Here is a 13,527-nt window from a genome sequence, read left to right on the forward strand (position 1 = left end):
GCGAAGAAAAGATTCTCCTCCGGGCATGCGTAAATCTCAAATCAGAACGCAGTCCCAGTTGCGGAAATCCGCAGAGCCGAAAGGCTAGGCCCCCGGCCCTCGACCTACCGCAGAGCGCCGTTCGGGGGCCACTCATAAACGACGACGCCGAGATCGTTGAGCACCTGGATCGTGGTCTCGACATTGCGGCGGACCTGAATGCGGTCGGCACGGGGAGCGGCGGGGTCTTCTTCGAGAGCGATGACTCGACCGTATGGCCACGCATCTTCGGGCAGCGCAGCCAGTGCCTCGGGGAGTTCGGAAAGACGCAGAGTGAGATCACGGCGGCGGGCTCCGGCCGGATGCAGCATGGTGCCCGGCAGCGCGCTGGCCTGCGGGCCTTCGGGATACATCATGCGCATGGCGACCGTCTTGCGGCCGACGACCAGGAAGGGATTCGCCCAGCTCTCGCGTGTGTGAATGGCCAGGTAGCGGCTCTTCGAAGGCGGGGGAATCTGGTCCAGCTGCTGGCGGTCATTATTCTCTTCCAGCTGCGCGGCCTTCTTCTCCTGCGGCGTGGCAGCCGGGGTCGAAGGCTCATTCTGACTTCCACGGGAGCAGGCAGAAAGGGCGAGAAAAAGAACAGAGGCGACGGCGAGCGGAAGCGATCGTTTCATGGAGTAATGGGCAGGCCCGTGGCCCAGCTTGAGCATATCAAGAGAAATCAAGGAAAAAAGCCGGAGGCATCACAGACGTCAGCGGCTGCGCGCAGGGCGATCCGCCTTCGAGGACTGGCCGTCCCGGCGTCCCGCCTTCGGCCTCCGCTCCCTCTGGTCGCGAGCTGCGATAGACCACCGTCACAGATCAGCGCCCTTTCCACTGCGGCGCGCGCTTGGCCAGGAAAGCATCCGTACCCTCGTGCTTGTCTTCGGTCGCGCAGCAGAGGCCGAATAGCGCGGCTTCGTGAGCCAGGGCGCGATCGAGAGGCAGATCGGCTCCTCCATAGAGAGAAGCAATCGCCTGCCGCACGGCAAACGGCGCGTTGGCGGCAATCGTTGCGGCCACGGTCTCGACCCGGGCGAGCAGATCGGCGGCGGGAACGACTTCATCGACAAGACCGATGCGCAGAGCCTCCGTTGCAGAGATGATTTCACCGGTGAGGACCAGGCGGAGGGCTGCCCCGTGCCCGATCAGGCGTGGCAGGCGCTGCGTGCCACCATAGCCGGGGATCAGACCGAGCTTTACTTCCGGCTGGCCGAACCTTGCCGTTTCGGCAGCGATGCGCAGAGTGCAGGCCATGGCCAGCTCGCAGCCTCCGCCCAGGGCAAAACCGTTGACCGCGGCGATGACAGGCACGCCCAGGGTTTCGAGCCTGGCAAGAATACGCTGCCCCTCGAGAGCGAGCTGCTGGCCCTCCGCAGCTCCCAGCCGGGCGAGCTCGGCAATATCGGCCCCGGCAGCAAAGGCTTTCTCGCCGGCTCCGGTGAGGATCACGGCACGGATGGCCGAATCTGCGGCAATGGCATCGATCACCGCATCAAGCTCGGCCAGAAGATGCCGATTGAGGGCGTTGAGGACCTTCGGACGATTGAGGGTTACGCGGACAACAGCCTCGTGAGTCTCGACAAGCAGGGATTCGAAAGTCATGACCGGTGAGTGTAACAGGAACAAATCATTGTCCTATATAAAGCGATTTTATAGAGGTGCCCTAGCAAAACAGTCAAATTCAAGCAAGCCCGTGAATTCTCCGTGACAATTCAAGCATTTTTTCTTTACCCTTGTGTGTATTCTCCAGTTCCTCTCCGGGATTCTGCGTTCGGCAGAGCTTTACCGGTCTAGACATCCATATAAGTTCACAGTCCCATGCGGACAAAACGAGAAACAGGATTCATGAGACACATACGCAAAATCGCTTTACGAACCGGATTGGCCGCTGGTTTGAGAAAGCCTTTCCATACGCTGCCGGCCGGCCGACTTCTGGCAGCCGCGACGCTGGGGCTGGCCTGTACGGTTTCCCCGCTCTTCGCCCAGGTCGATCAGGGTGGCGTGTCTGGCACGATCTCCGACCAGACGGGTGCCGTGATCCCCGGCGCAACAGTCACGCTGACCAACACCGACAACGGGCTGAGCCTGACGCAGAAGTCCAATGGCGCAGGTCAGTACAACTTCACCCCGGTGAAGGTGGGCAACTACTCACTGAAGATTTCGGCGGATGGTTTTGAGAGCGTGGAGCGGAGCGGCATCCGCGTGGACGTCAGCGGTTTTGTCGGCGTCAACATGAAGCTGAATCCGGGCGCAGTCTCGCAGGTGGTGCAGGTCAAGGCGACCACCGAACTGCAGACGCAGGATGCTGCGACGGGGCAGGTCTTCTCGACGCAGCAGATTGAGGACAGCCCGCTGCAGGGACGCAACTACCTGTTCCTCGCGCAGATCACGACGGGCGTGAACGCGCCCAACCAGGGCAACACGCAGACCGCCGGCTCAGGTGCTTTCTCCTCGAACGGCAGCCGCGTGGCGCAGAACAACTTCATCTTGGACGGCGTGGACAACAACTCGAACATGCAGGACTTCCTCAACGGCGCGACCTACGCCGTGGCGCCTCCGCCGGATGCGCTCGAGGAGTTCAAGGTGCAGTCGAGCGATTACAGCGCGGAGCTCGGCCACTCGACCGGCGCGGCAGTGAACGCCAGCATCAAGTCGGGCACCAACCAGATCCACGGCAGCCTGTGGGAGTTCTTCCGCAGCGACCGCATGACCGCGAACGACTACTTCAATACCAGCGGCAGCACCGCGTACCACGCGAATACTTTCGGCGCGACGCTGGGCGGCCCGATCATCAAGGACAAGCTCTTCGTCTTCGCCGACGGCCAGGGCACGCGCATCTCGAGCTTTGTGCCGGAGGAACCGAATCAGACGGTGCCGACCGACCTGATGCGGACCGGCGACTTCTCGGAAATGCTGGACTCCGCCAACACCGAAGGCAATGGCGCCATCGCCCTGTACAAGACAGGCGGTAACGTGACCTCGGCGGTGGGCACAGGCGAGACCGCCAAAGACCCCACGCGCTACCTGGCCTGCTCGACGACGGCCGGTTATTACACAGGTACGGTCACGGGAGAAAACGTAATCTGCCCAAGTTCGGTGAACTCGGTGGCGCAGCGCATCCTCAAGCTCTTTCCCGAGCCAAACCAGGGCGCATCCCATCAGGTCTTCGACAACTACACCATCCCGGCGACGGCCGCCACGAACGACACCACGCAGTACGACGTGAAGGTGGACTTCAACCCGACCTCCAAGGACCAGGCCTTCGGCCGCTACAGCTATTCGAACAACCCGCAGACCTACACGCCGCCCTTCCCGATTCTCGACGGCGGCAGCTATGGCTCGGACGGCCAGGAATCGAACTACGCCAAGAGCGGCGTCTTCAGCGAAACGCACTTCTTCTCGCCGACGATGTCGAATGAATTCCGCATCGGCTACAACTACCTGCACGCCTCCTACCTGCAGGACAACAGCACCGAAGACCTGGCAGCGGAGTATGGTCTGGGTGGCATCCCCTACAGCACGGATCTGGGCGGCTTCCCGGATATCAGCTTCGGCGGCTACATCAACAGCATCGGCGTACCGTCGTACATGCCTTCGGATGAGAAGCAGGACGTAATCGAGTTCATCGATAACGTCTCAAAGGTCTGGGGCAAGCACACCTTCAAGACCGGCGTAAACCTGCAGCACATCCGCTTCTACGGCCTGCAGACCCCAAACCCGATCGGCTCGCAGAGCTTCTCCGGTCTCTACACTTCGGACCCGGGCGATCTCGTGAATGTGACTGGTTCGGGCGCGGCGGACTTCATGCTCGACATGATGAACGCCTCGAGCATCAACAGTCATACCCCCTTCACCGACCTGCGGTGGTACGACGCTGCCTTCGTGCAGGACGACTGGAAGGTGAAGTCGAACCTGACGCTGAACCTCGGCCTGCGCTGGGAGTACACGCAGCCCTTCGAGGAGCTGCACGACGAGCAGGCGAACTTCGTGGGCGACTACACAGGCATGAACGAAGGTTCGGGCACGCTGTATATTCCCGAGTCGCAGAGCGGCTACGCAATTCCGAGCACCCTTTCCACGTATTTCGCCAAGGACAACATCAACGTGGCGTACACCTCGGACCGTTCGCTGGTGAAGCCGCAGCACTGGGAGTTCGCTCCCCGCTTCGGCCTGGCTTACCAGCCGAAGGACGGCATGGTGATCCGCAGCGGCTTCGGCTTCTTCTATGGCGGACAGGAGAACATCGGTCTCGGCCTGAACCTGGCCAACAACCCGCCCTTCTTCCTGAGCAGCACCTATAACCCCTCACCCGACCAGTGCTACAACACCGCTGCGACCGGCGTAGTCTGTCCGACCAACGGCCAGACGCTCGAGACCGGCTTCGGCTCGGATCCGGGTTCGGAAGCCAGCCTGGCGGCCAACGTGAACCTGCCGACGCTTTACCAGCAGGACGTGAAGGCCAAGAGCACCTACACCATGAGCTACAACGCCAGCGTGCAGCAGGCCATTACCTCGACGACCTCCTTCACCCTCAGCTACCAGGGCAACCTCACCCGCCGCCTGCGTGTGAGCTACAACGCCAACCAGTACCCGGGCAATGTTCCCTCGGGCGCAAACTCGCAGCTCTACCAGCCGTTCTACGACTTCGGCACGATCGATCGCGTGATCAACGAAGGCGTGGGCGCCTACAACTCGCTGCAGGCCAAGATCGAGAAGAAGTACTCGAACGGCCTCTACTTCCTGGCCGGCTACACCTGGTCGCACAGCCTCGATGACGCCGTGGAGCCGATCCAGGGCACGGACGGCCAGACCTCCGGCAACCCGGCCTTCACTGGCCTGCGTTTCAACTACGGCGCCAGCACCACCGACGTCCGTAACCGCTTCACCTTCTCGCCTACCTACGATCTGCCCTTCGGCCAGGGTCAGCACTTCCTGAACCACGGCGGCGTAGTCAACCAGGTGGTCGGTGGCTGGAAGCTGGCCGCCATCTTCCAGGCGCAGACTGGCACTCCGGTGGCCTTCAACGGCCTGTTCAAGGTCGGCGACCCATTCGGCACCGGCGGCACGCCGAGCGCCATCAACCAGCACAATGTTACCTGCGCCAGCAAGGTCCGCACCCTGGACCACTGGTTCAACCCCTGCGCCTTCGCGCAGGCGCCGACCGCGGTCTCTTCGCTTACTGGCTGGACCACCGATGACAACGTGATCCTGGTCAGCCAGGCGGGCACCAAGCCTTTCGGACAGGGACGCCTCACCGTTCCCGGCCCGGGCCTGGACCGCACGGACATGTCGCTGTTCAAGACCTTCAACCTCGGCTATCGCCACTCGGCCTTCACGCTGCGCGCCGATGCCTTCAACGTCTTCAACCACCCATCCTTCGGCGATCCGAATAACTCGATCACCGGCACAGCAGCCGGCGACATCACCAAGACACGCTTCAGCACGGTGCTGCCCAACGCCCGCACGATTGAAGTGGCAGGCCGCCTGACCTTCTAAACCGGGCTGCAAGGAAATACTCCGGGCACGATCGCATCCGCGATCGTGCCCTTTTCTTTTCACCACGAACGATGCCTAAGAGTGGTAGGCTCTCTCCAGAGAAGCGCACCCACGGCCTTCTCAGGATGATCTGCACCTCGATTCGTCGCAGGAGACCTCGATGCTTCGCCGCTCTCTTACCCTGACTGCCGTGTTGCTTGCCGCCGCGCCCGCCGTGATCCTCGCCGACAGCCACACCCCCTCCGACTATCCGCTGCGGGTTCATATTTTCACGCGGAACGAAACCACCTTCTACCATATGCGCTCAGCCGATGAGGCCAAGGGCGAGGGACGCGCAGATCTCTTCGAGAACGGTCAGCCCAAAGGCCTCGACTTCCAGTTCGATTGCACGCACCGGCTGCTGACCTCGTCGGGTTACGAGACCTTTCCCGCGAAGTGGAAGAAGCCGGGCGAAGAACTGATCATCCTGCAGCCGGAATTCGGCAAGCCGGGAAACTATGACAGCTGCCATCTGAAAGTCATGGTTAAGGATTTCGTCTACGTGAAGCACGAGGGCAACCTGGTGACCGAGCCGACGGCAAAGTTCAAGGACTGGATGACCAAACACGATTACGATCCGGAACATGGCAAGGATCTGCCCTCGGTGCCCGAGGCCAAGGACAGCGGCAAGGAATAGAATCTGCACGCCCTCTAGACAAAACGGGGCCGTCAGCGCGGCCCCGCATCTCCAGCAGTCCGCCCTCCGATACGAGTGACAGAGTGAGGCGGCCATCTCGCTTGAGGTTCTTCGCGGTATTCGATTCGGGCCAGATCGCTACCAGCAGTTCCGTCGGGTTGAGGGCAAGCACCTCACCAATGCTCAGCTGCGCGGCATGCGGCCATCCATCCTCACCGACCGTGGACAGGCGGATCGCCTCTCCCGCCCGCGATTCCAGGTGCGCGCCATCCAGCTCAGTCAAAACCCTGGACGGCAATCCATTCAGGCGGCCAGGCGCGGAATAAACCGTTTCGCTCTGTTGCATGTATTCCTCCGGTCAAAAGACATAGAGATGGCAAACGGCATCCAGTCTGCCAAACACCGGCGAACTCGATCAACCCTGCAGCATCCATACTTCGGTTGGATAGCGCAGAAGATTATTTCGGTTGGATACCGCAGAAGCGCGAGGAAACATACGGAAGAAGGCAGAGGGACGGTAGCCATACAAACCCAGTTTGGGCATGCGTGAGGGACCTATTCACCTCGGAGGCCATGAGAGGACCTGCGCCTTTCCATCCATGACGAACAACGTGTCATGGATGGAGCACCCAGGTTCGTTTCTGTCTTTAACTGCGAGCGTTCAGCAAAGCCCGGTTGATGGCATCGAGCACGCCATTCAGGAAGTTGATCGACTCGGGCGACGAGTAGCGGCGGGCAATCTCGAGAGCTTCGTTGATCACGATGGGCGCGGGCGTGCCGGTGAAGCCGATCATTTCGGCTACTGCGGTGCGCAGCACGTTGCGGTCGACGGCTGACATGCGGGCCAGCTTCCAGTTCTGCGAGTGCTTCTCGATGATGGTGTCGATCTCTTCGTCGCGGGCAACTGCCACGCGGAAGAGGTCCTCGGTGAAGTCGCGGACATCGTCGTCCACCTCTTCGCGGGCCTGCCAGAAGGTCTTGCGGACCTCGTCGGGGTTCTGCTTGCCCATGTCAGCCTGGAAGAGCATCTGCATGGCGAGTTCGCGGGACTTACGGCGCTTTCCGGTTACGCTCACTGGGCGGCTTCGACTTTCTCCGCCGTTTGCTGGGCGAGCTTGCGGTGCAGCGACACCATCTCAATTGCGGCCGAGGCGGCCTCGAAGCCCTTGTTGCCGGCTTTCAGACCGGCTCGGTCGAGCGCCTGCTCGAGGGTTTCACAGGTGAGCACGCCAAAGGCATGGGGAATGCCGGTCTCCTGTTGGGACTGGCCGATGCCGCGCGAAACCTCGTTATAGATGGCCTCGTAGTGCGCGGTTTCGCCGCGCAGCAGCAGGCCCAGCGTGATGATGCCGTCGACCAGCTTGGTCTCAGCCACGGCGCGGGCAGCCGAGGGAATCTCCCAGGCGCCGGGCACGCGGATGATGTTGACCTGGTCCTTGCGGACGCCGGACCGGTAGAGGCAGTCGAGCGCGCCCTGGAGCAGGCGATCGGTGATCACGGCGTTCCAGCGGGCAAGGATGATGGCGAACTTCATGTCCGATGCGACCAGATCGCCTTCGAGCGCGACCGGTCTGCCAGCCAGAGGTTCGGTGTGCTCCCAGAAGGCGTAGCGGTATCCGGGTACCGGCTCGGCGACAAAAACGCGGGATTTCCAGGTAGTTTCGACGGTCGAAGAGAGGAAAGGAGCGCTCTCGGTTTCGTACTGGACCATCCAGCGCTCGATCACCCCGCGGACCTCGTCGAGCTGGGTGCATTCGATATAGATGTCGGCCTCGCCGGCGGTGTGCGGCACTTCGCCATCGACAAATTCGAGGTTGCCGATGGGAGCAAGGAAAGGACGGCCGCGGCCAGCCTCGTCCTGCCAGCCCTTGCCGGACTCGAAACCAAGGACGGAAAAGAAGCTGACGAGCGTATCAAAGACGGCCGGAGAGCTGGCGGGCCGTATCGCCGTAATGCCTTTCATCATGACCTTCTTAGGGTATCAGGGCTGACGGATCAGGCAGCGGCCGATACAGAAATGCGATTACTGCCATATCCGGCGGACGCCGAAGAGGTCCAGCCCGGCATCGAGGCTGAGGATGGGCATATCCTCGGCCAGCGCCTGCGCGGCCAGCATGCGGTCGAAGGGGTCGCCATGGTCGCCCGAGAGCCGCCCGGCGCGGAGAGCCACAGCCGGGGTGATGGAGAGCAATTCGTAGCCCGCACGGCTGACATGGCCGAGAAAGTCCTCTTCCAGCCTGACAGCTTCGGGAAGACGGGCGAGGCGCACTTTGGTCGCGATTTCCCAGGCCGAGACCGCGGAGACGACAGCAGTGATGGTCTCGTCGGCAAGAATCGCGCGCACGCGGGGGGTGAGTTTCTCTGGAGACTCACCTGCCCAGATCAAGGTGTGCGTATCGAGCAGATATCTCATTCGGAGTCGCGGTCGCTCTCCGAACTCCTCATGCCGGCGCGGATCACCTCATCGAACGGATCGGATGCGATGCCCATCTCCACATCCGAGAGCGGCTCCCAGAAGGCATCGCCGAGCTTGAAGTTGGGATCGTAGAGAAAACCAAGACGCTGCGGCTTCTTCACCGGCTCAATCGGCTCCAGCCGCACCACCGGCTTCTTGTCGCGTCCGGAGGTGATGATGACCGTCTCGCCGGCCAGCGCCTTGCGGATCAATTCGGACAACCGAGTCTTTGCCTCAAAAACAGTTGCTGAAGCCATGATGGCAGCCCTCCTCTCTCACCGCACCATCTTAGCTAGATAAACCTGGCCAGGAAAGAGAAAAAACGCTGTTTCCCCGCCATTTCTCCAAGCGATTGAAAACAGAACACTTCCCTGTCTCATATTGAGATTGCAAAATATGATAATAAATCACTCATGTTTTATGCATCTTTCATGCTATGGGCTCCATCAGATGAAGTGCAGGCGGGAAATCCCCGCCCAGATACGGATCACCTGATCCGGAAACATGCACTGGGAGGTGCAACATGGTTATCACTCATCGGGATTCTTTGCGCGACGTCATCGCTCTGCAGAACCGCCTGAACGCCCTCTTCTCCGAGCGCGCTAACGGGAAGCAGAACGACACGGCGGAAAAACCGGCCTCGTTCGTCCCCGCGGTCGACATCTTCGAGAACGAACAGAAGATCGTTCTCCAGCTCGAAGCCCCGGGGCTCAAGCAGGAAGACTTCGACATTCAGCTGGAAAACGACACCCTGACGGTACGCGGCGAACGCAAGCTCTCCGCCGAGGCGAAGGAAGAGGACTTCCGCCGCATCGAGCGCCGCTACGGCAGCTTCGCTCGCTCCTTCTCGATCCCGGTGACGGTTAACCAGGAAAGTGTGAAGGCGAGCTATGATGCGGGCGTGCTCAGCATCGAGCTCGGCAAGCGGCCCGAAGCCAAGCCCAAGCAGATCAAGGTCAATTAGCCATTGGGGCACTCGCGCCTTCGGCGCATCCTTGCCGGGAGCTGGCTGCTTGCCCGCTCCCGGTGGTTGCAATTCAGGACTACGGGCCGGGATAGACGCAGTAAGCAGCGAGGGACGGACACCCTCCGTACCCTTATCGGGATCAAAAGAATCAGCAGCGGGACAGGCAGGAACACACTCAAGGCAGGCAGGTAAAGAGATATGACAATTCGTTGGGACAAATTTACGGTGAAGTCGCAGGAAGCAGTCCAGGCGGCGAGCCAGATGGCGACGGAGAATGGAAATCCGGAGATTCTGCCGCTGCACCTGCTGGCTGCACTCGTCGAGGACAAGGAGGGCATCATCGTGCCCGTCCTCGAAAAGGTGGGCGTGCCCACCAAGCAATTAATCACAAAGGCGCAGGAAGCAGTCGCGCAGTTGCCCAAGGTTTCAGGCGCATCGGCGCAGCCCGGCATGTCCGGCGCGCTGAACAAGGTCTTCGACCGCGCCTTTAAGGAAGCGGAACATTTCAAGGACGACTACGTGTCCACCGAGCACCTGCTGCTGGCGCTGGCCGATGCGAAGAATGACGGCGCGCAACTGCTGTTGGCCAGCTTCGGAGCGACGCATGAGGCGATCCTGAAGAGCCTGACCACGGTGCGCGGCACGCAGCGCGTGACCGACCAGAATCCCGAGGCGAAGTACGAGGCGCTAAAGAAGTATGCCAAGGACCTCACCGAACTGGCGCGGCGCGGCAAGCTCGACCCGGTGATCGGCCGCGACGAAGAGATTCGCCGCGTGGTGCAGGTGCTGTCACGGCGCACGAAGAACAACCCCGTGCTGATCGGCGAACCCGGCGTAGGAAAAACAGCCATCGTCGAAGGGCTCGCGCGACGCATCGTGCAGGGTGACGTGCCGGAGATTCTGCGTGACAAGAAAGTGATCTCGCTCGATCTCGGCTCGATGCTCGCCGGCGCGAAGTATCGCGGCGAATTCGAGGACCGCCTCAAGGCGATCCTCAAAGAGATCGAGGACTCGAACGGGCAGATCATTCTGTTCATCGATGAGTTGCATACGCTGGTGGGCGCTGGCGCGGCCGAAGGCGCAATCGACGCCTCGAACATGCTGAAACCGGCGCTGGCGCGCGGCGAACTGCGTGCCATCGGCGCGACCACGCTGAACGAGTACCGCAAGTACATCGAAAAGGATGCGGCACTCGAGCGGCGCTTCCAGATTGTCTTCGTCGGTGAACCGAACGTGGAAGACACGATCGCGATTCTGCGCGGACTGAAGGAGCGCTATGAGGCGCATCACAAGGTGCGCATCAAAGACGCGGCGATTGTGGCCGCGGCCACGCTCTCGCACCGCTATATCTCCGACCGCTTCCTGCCAGACAAGGCCATCGACCTCGTCGACGAGGCAGCAGCGGCCCTGGCAATCCAGATCGGCTCGGTGCCGGAGGAGATCGATCAGATCGAGCGCGAGGCTACTTCGCTCGAAATCGAGCGCACGGCATTGAAGCGCGAGACCGACGAGAACTCGAAGAAGCGGCTCACCGAGGTCGAGAAAGAACTGGCTGAGCTGCAGGAGAAAGCTACCGGCCTGCGCGCCGCATGGCAGAAAGAACGCGAAGCCATCACGCGGCTGAGCGACCTAAAGAAGCAGGTGGAAGCTCTGCGCTTCGACATGGAGGAGCAGACACGGCGCGGCAACCTGGAGCGCGCGGCGCAGATCCAGTACGGAGAACTGCCGAAGCTCGAAGCCGAGCTCAAACAGTTAACTGCCCAGCAGGAAGGCGTCACCGGTCCACGCATGCTGAAGGAAGAAGTGGACGAGGAAGACGTGGCGAGCATCGTGAGCAAGTGGACCGGCATTCCGGTCTCAAAGATGCTCGAGGGCGAGGTACAGAAGCTCATCGACATGGAAAACCGTCTTCGCGACCGGGTTGTCGGCCAGGACGAGGCGCTGAAGATCGTCGCCAATGCCATTCGCCGCTCACGCGCAGGGCTAAGCGATCCGAAGCGGCCCATCGGCTCCTTCATCTTCCTAGGCCCAACGGGCGTAGGTAAGACGGAGACGGCACGTGCACTGGCCGAGTTCCTCTTCGACGATGAGTCGGCGATGGTGCGCATCGATATGTCGGAATACATGGAGAAGCATGCCGTGGCGCGCTTGATTGGTGCACCTCCGGGCTATGTCGGCTTCGATGAAGGCGGTCAGCTGACCGAAGCGGTTCGGCGGCGTCCTTACTCGGTCGTGCTCTTCGACGAGATCGAAAAGGCGCATCCGGACGTATTCAATGTGCTGCTGCAGGTGCTCGACGACGGCCGGCTGACAGACTCGAAGGGACGCACGGTGGACTTCAAGAACACGGTGCTGATCATGACCTCGAACCTGGGCGCGCATGCGCTGCAGGGCGAGGCCGTGGAGACAGAGAAGGGATACGAGGAGGCGCGCGAGAAGGTGCTCGACGTACTCAAGCAGCACTTCCGGCCGGAGTTCCTGAATCGCGTGGACGATATCGTGGTCTTCCGTCCGCTGGGCGAGGAGCAGCTTACACACATCGTCGACCTGCGGCTCAAGGACCTGGAGCGTTTACTGAAAGGCCGGGATATCACGATCACGCTGACGCCCGAAGCACGGCATCTGCTGTTTACCAGCGGCTATGACCGGGCCTATGGAGCGCGTCCGCTGAAGCGGGCACTGCAGCGGCTGGTGCAGGATCCTCTTGCCATCAAGATTCTCGATGGCGAGATACTGCACGGCGATCATGTCACGATCGACGCCGATACGCAGAAAGACCAGCTGCGCTTCAACATCACCAGCCGGGCCGGTATCCCGCTGCAGAGCCATGTGGGGATTGGGAAGGCGTAAGAAGCAGCGATAAAGCGGCCAGTGATCAGTCACAAGACGGCCAGCCTCTTTTTCATCCGGGCAGGGAGCTTCGCTTCCCTGCCCGTTCTTTTTTTTTTGCGAAGCCGTTCGCACTTTCACTGGCCGTATCTTTACTGGCCGCTTTTTACCAGCCATTCTTGCGACTGGCCACCGTTCCACAGCCTGCGGCGAAATGCTCTATGCTGTGAGGTCGCAACGATTCCAGCAAGGAGCAAGAGCAGATGAGCGCATCCGTATATGACATTCCGGTAAATCGGATCGATGGCGAGGAGACAACGCTTGGCGCCTACCAGGGGCAGGTGGCGCTGGTGGTGAACGTGGCTTCGAAGTGCGGACTGACTCCGCAGTATGAGGGTCTCGAGAAGATCTACCAGAAGTACCGCGAGCAGGGCTTCGTGGTGCTGGGCTTTCCGGCAAACGACTTTGCCGGGCAGGAGCCGGGCACGAACGAAGAGATTCAGCAGTTCTGCTCCTTGGCCTATCACGTCGATTTTCCGCTCTTCGAAAAGATTGCCGTCACTGGCCAGGAAACGCATCCCCTCTACAAGGCGCTGATCGCGGCCGAGCCCAAGGCTCAGACGCCGACACCGGGCGAGTTCCGCACCAAGCTGGAGGGCTACGGGTTGAAAGCGAATCCCGAACCCGGCATCCTTTGGAACTTCGAGAAGTTTCTGCTCAATCGCGCAGGTGAAGTCGTCGCGCGGTTCTCTCCGGAAGTGACCGCTGAGGATGCGCTGGTGACCGGAGCCATCGAGAAAACGCTCGCGCAGTAAAACCGATACATCTCCGAAGCGCGCGAGAAGGCCGAATTCAAGCTTCTCGCGCGCTTCACCATCTGCACCAATCCCGCACGTGATTCCCGCCTCCCGGCTTCCCTTTCAGCGTTTTCAGCCACCTCTCTCATCGCGCTTGCGGACACAGATCAAGGAACTTCCCAAACGGGCTTTTCCGAGTGGTAACGCTACCGCCAAGCCTTCCTGGAACAAGTCTCCATGCGCGGATAAGACATTTACACAAACCGCCGCACAGGGTGCTTGA

The 13,527-nt window shown here is 61.0% G+C and carries 12 protein-coding genes; 5 read left to right on the plus strand and 7 right to left on the minus strand.

The features are described 5' to 3' along the window. Nucleotides 1-104: 104 nt before the first annotated feature. The gene (locus ESZ00_RS03735) at nucleotides 105-656 is read right to left on the minus strand and encodes a hypothetical protein (protein ID WP_129206830.1); all 552 of its coding nucleotides are present in this window, start codon (nucleotides 654-656) and stop codon (nucleotides 105-107) included. 187 nt (nucleotides 657-843) lie between these two features. Continuing rightward, on the minus strand, nucleotides 844-1,650 hold the full coding sequence (locus ESZ00_RS03740) for an enoyl-CoA hydratase-related protein (protein ID WP_308419039.1): 807 nt from the start codon (nucleotides 1,648-1,650) through the stop codon (nucleotides 844-846). Between the two features lie 267 nt (nucleotides 1,651-1,917). Between ESZ00_RS03740 and ESZ00_RS03745 the strand changes: the two genes are divergently transcribed. Beyond that, nucleotides 1,918-5,520: a TonB-dependent receptor gene (locus ESZ00_RS03745; RefSeq protein ID WP_164981332.1), complete on the plus strand. Its 3,603-nt coding sequence runs from the start codon at nucleotides 1,918-1,920 to the stop codon at nucleotides 5,518-5,520. A gap of 160 nt (nucleotides 5,521-5,680) precedes the next feature. Beyond that, nucleotides 5,681-6,196: a hypothetical protein gene (locus ESZ00_RS03750; RefSeq protein ID WP_129206832.1), complete on the plus strand. Its 516-nt coding sequence runs from the start codon at nucleotides 5,681-5,683 to the stop codon at nucleotides 6,194-6,196. Here the strand turns inward: ESZ00_RS03750 and ESZ00_RS20435 are convergent. The 5 genes from ESZ00_RS20435 to ESZ00_RS03775 all read right to left on the minus strand — a co-directional run bounded on the left by ESZ00_RS20435 (nucleotide 6,105) and on the right by ESZ00_RS03775 (nucleotide 8,908). Further along, entirely contained in the window at nucleotides 6,105-6,542 is a 438-nt protein-coding gene (locus ESZ00_RS20435) for a pyridoxamine 5'-phosphate oxidase family protein (protein WP_129206833.1), read from the minus strand. The two genes, ESZ00_RS03750 and ESZ00_RS20435, sit on opposite strands and share 92 nt — an antisense overlap. Before the next feature lie 301 nt (nucleotides 6,543-6,843). Beyond that, complete coding sequence (gene nusB, locus ESZ00_RS03760; RefSeq protein WP_129206834.1) at nucleotides 6,844-7,272, minus strand: transcription antitermination factor NusB; 429 nt, start codon at nucleotides 7,270-7,272, stop codon at nucleotides 6,844-6,846. Beyond that, nucleotides 7,269-8,162 carry a 6,7-dimethyl-8-ribityllumazine synthase gene (gene ribH, locus ESZ00_RS03765; protein WP_129206835.1) on the minus strand — a complete coding sequence of 298 codons (894 nt, stop codon included), beginning with the start codon at nucleotides 8,160-8,162 and terminating at the stop codon, nucleotides 7,269-7,271. The genes nusB and ribH overlap by 4 nt, the downstream gene beginning before the upstream one ends. 57 nt (nucleotides 8,163-8,219) lie before the next feature. Further along, entirely contained in the window at nucleotides 8,220-8,609 is a 390-nt protein-coding gene (locus tag ESZ00_RS03770) for a type II toxin-antitoxin system VapC family toxin (RefSeq protein WP_129206836.1), read from the minus strand. Then, the gene (locus tag ESZ00_RS03775) at nucleotides 8,606-8,908 is read right to left on the minus strand and encodes a type II toxin-antitoxin system Phd/YefM family antitoxin (protein WP_129206837.1); all 303 of its coding nucleotides are present in this window, start codon (nucleotides 8,906-8,908) and stop codon (nucleotides 8,606-8,608) included. The genes ESZ00_RS03770 and ESZ00_RS03775 overlap by 4 nt, the downstream gene beginning before the upstream one ends. A 266-nt stretch (nucleotides 8,909-9,174) precedes the next feature. Here ESZ00_RS03775 and ESZ00_RS03780 point away from each other — a divergent pair, with 266 nt between their 5' ends. The 3 genes from ESZ00_RS03780 (at nucleotide 9,175) to ESZ00_RS03790 (ending at nucleotide 13,262) form a co-directional block, all read left to right on the plus strand. Further along, nucleotides 9,175-9,615, plus strand: a complete 441-nt coding sequence (locus ESZ00_RS03780) for an Hsp20/alpha crystallin family protein (RefSeq protein ID WP_129206838.1) — start codon at nucleotides 9,175-9,177, stop codon at nucleotides 9,613-9,615. A gap of 201 nt (nucleotides 9,616-9,816) precedes the next feature. After that, on the plus strand, nucleotides 9,817-12,468 hold the full coding sequence (clpB, locus tag ESZ00_RS03785) for an ATP-dependent chaperone ClpB (RefSeq protein WP_129206839.1): 2,652 nt from the start codon (nucleotides 9,817-9,819) through the stop codon (nucleotides 12,466-12,468). Nucleotides 12,469-12,710: 242 nt separating this feature from the next. Beyond that, complete coding sequence (locus tag ESZ00_RS03790; RefSeq protein WP_129206840.1) at nucleotides 12,711-13,262, plus strand: glutathione peroxidase; 552 nt, start codon at nucleotides 12,711-12,713, stop codon at nucleotides 13,260-13,262. Nucleotides 13,263-13,527 lie beyond the last annotated feature (265 nt).

This window comes from Silvibacterium dinghuense, assembly GCF_004123295.1.
GTDB lineage: Bacteria > Acidobacteriota > Terriglobia > Terriglobales > Acidobacteriaceae > Silvibacterium > Silvibacterium dinghuense.

Coding starts and splice junctions, on each gene's coding strand:
- ESZ00_RS03780 (WP_129206838.1), top strand. CDS start 9,175: ATGGTTATCACTCATCGGGATTCTTTGCGCGACGTCATCGCTCTGCAG.
- ESZ00_RS03750 (WP_129206832.1), top strand. CDS start 5,681: ATGCTTCGCCGCTCTCTTACCCTGACTGCCGTGTTGCTTGCCGCCGCG.
- ESZ00_RS20435 (WP_129206833.1), bottom strand. CDS start 6,542: ATGCAACAGAGCGAAACGGTTTATTCCGCGCCTGGCCGCCTGAATGGA.
- ESZ00_RS03790 (WP_129206840.1), top strand. CDS start 12,711: ATGAGCGCATCCGTATATGACATTCCGGTAAATCGGATCGATGGCGAG.
- clpB (WP_129206839.1), top strand. CDS start 9,817: ATGACAATTCGTTGGGACAAATTTACGGTGAAGTCGCAGGAAGCAGTC.
- ESZ00_RS03735 (WP_129206830.1), bottom strand. CDS start 656: ATGAAACGATCGCTTCCGCTCGCCGTCGCCTCTGTTCTTTTTCTCGCC.
- ribH (WP_129206835.1), bottom strand. CDS start 8,162: ATGATGAAAGGCATTACGGCGATACGGCCCGCCAGCTCTCCGGCCGTC.
- ESZ00_RS03775 (WP_129206837.1), bottom strand. CDS start 8,908: ATGGCTTCAGCAACTGTTTTTGAGGCAAAGACTCGGTTGTCCGAATTG.
- ESZ00_RS03770 (WP_129206836.1), bottom strand. CDS start 8,609: ATGAGATATCTGCTCGATACGCACACCTTGATCTGGGCAGGTGAGTCT.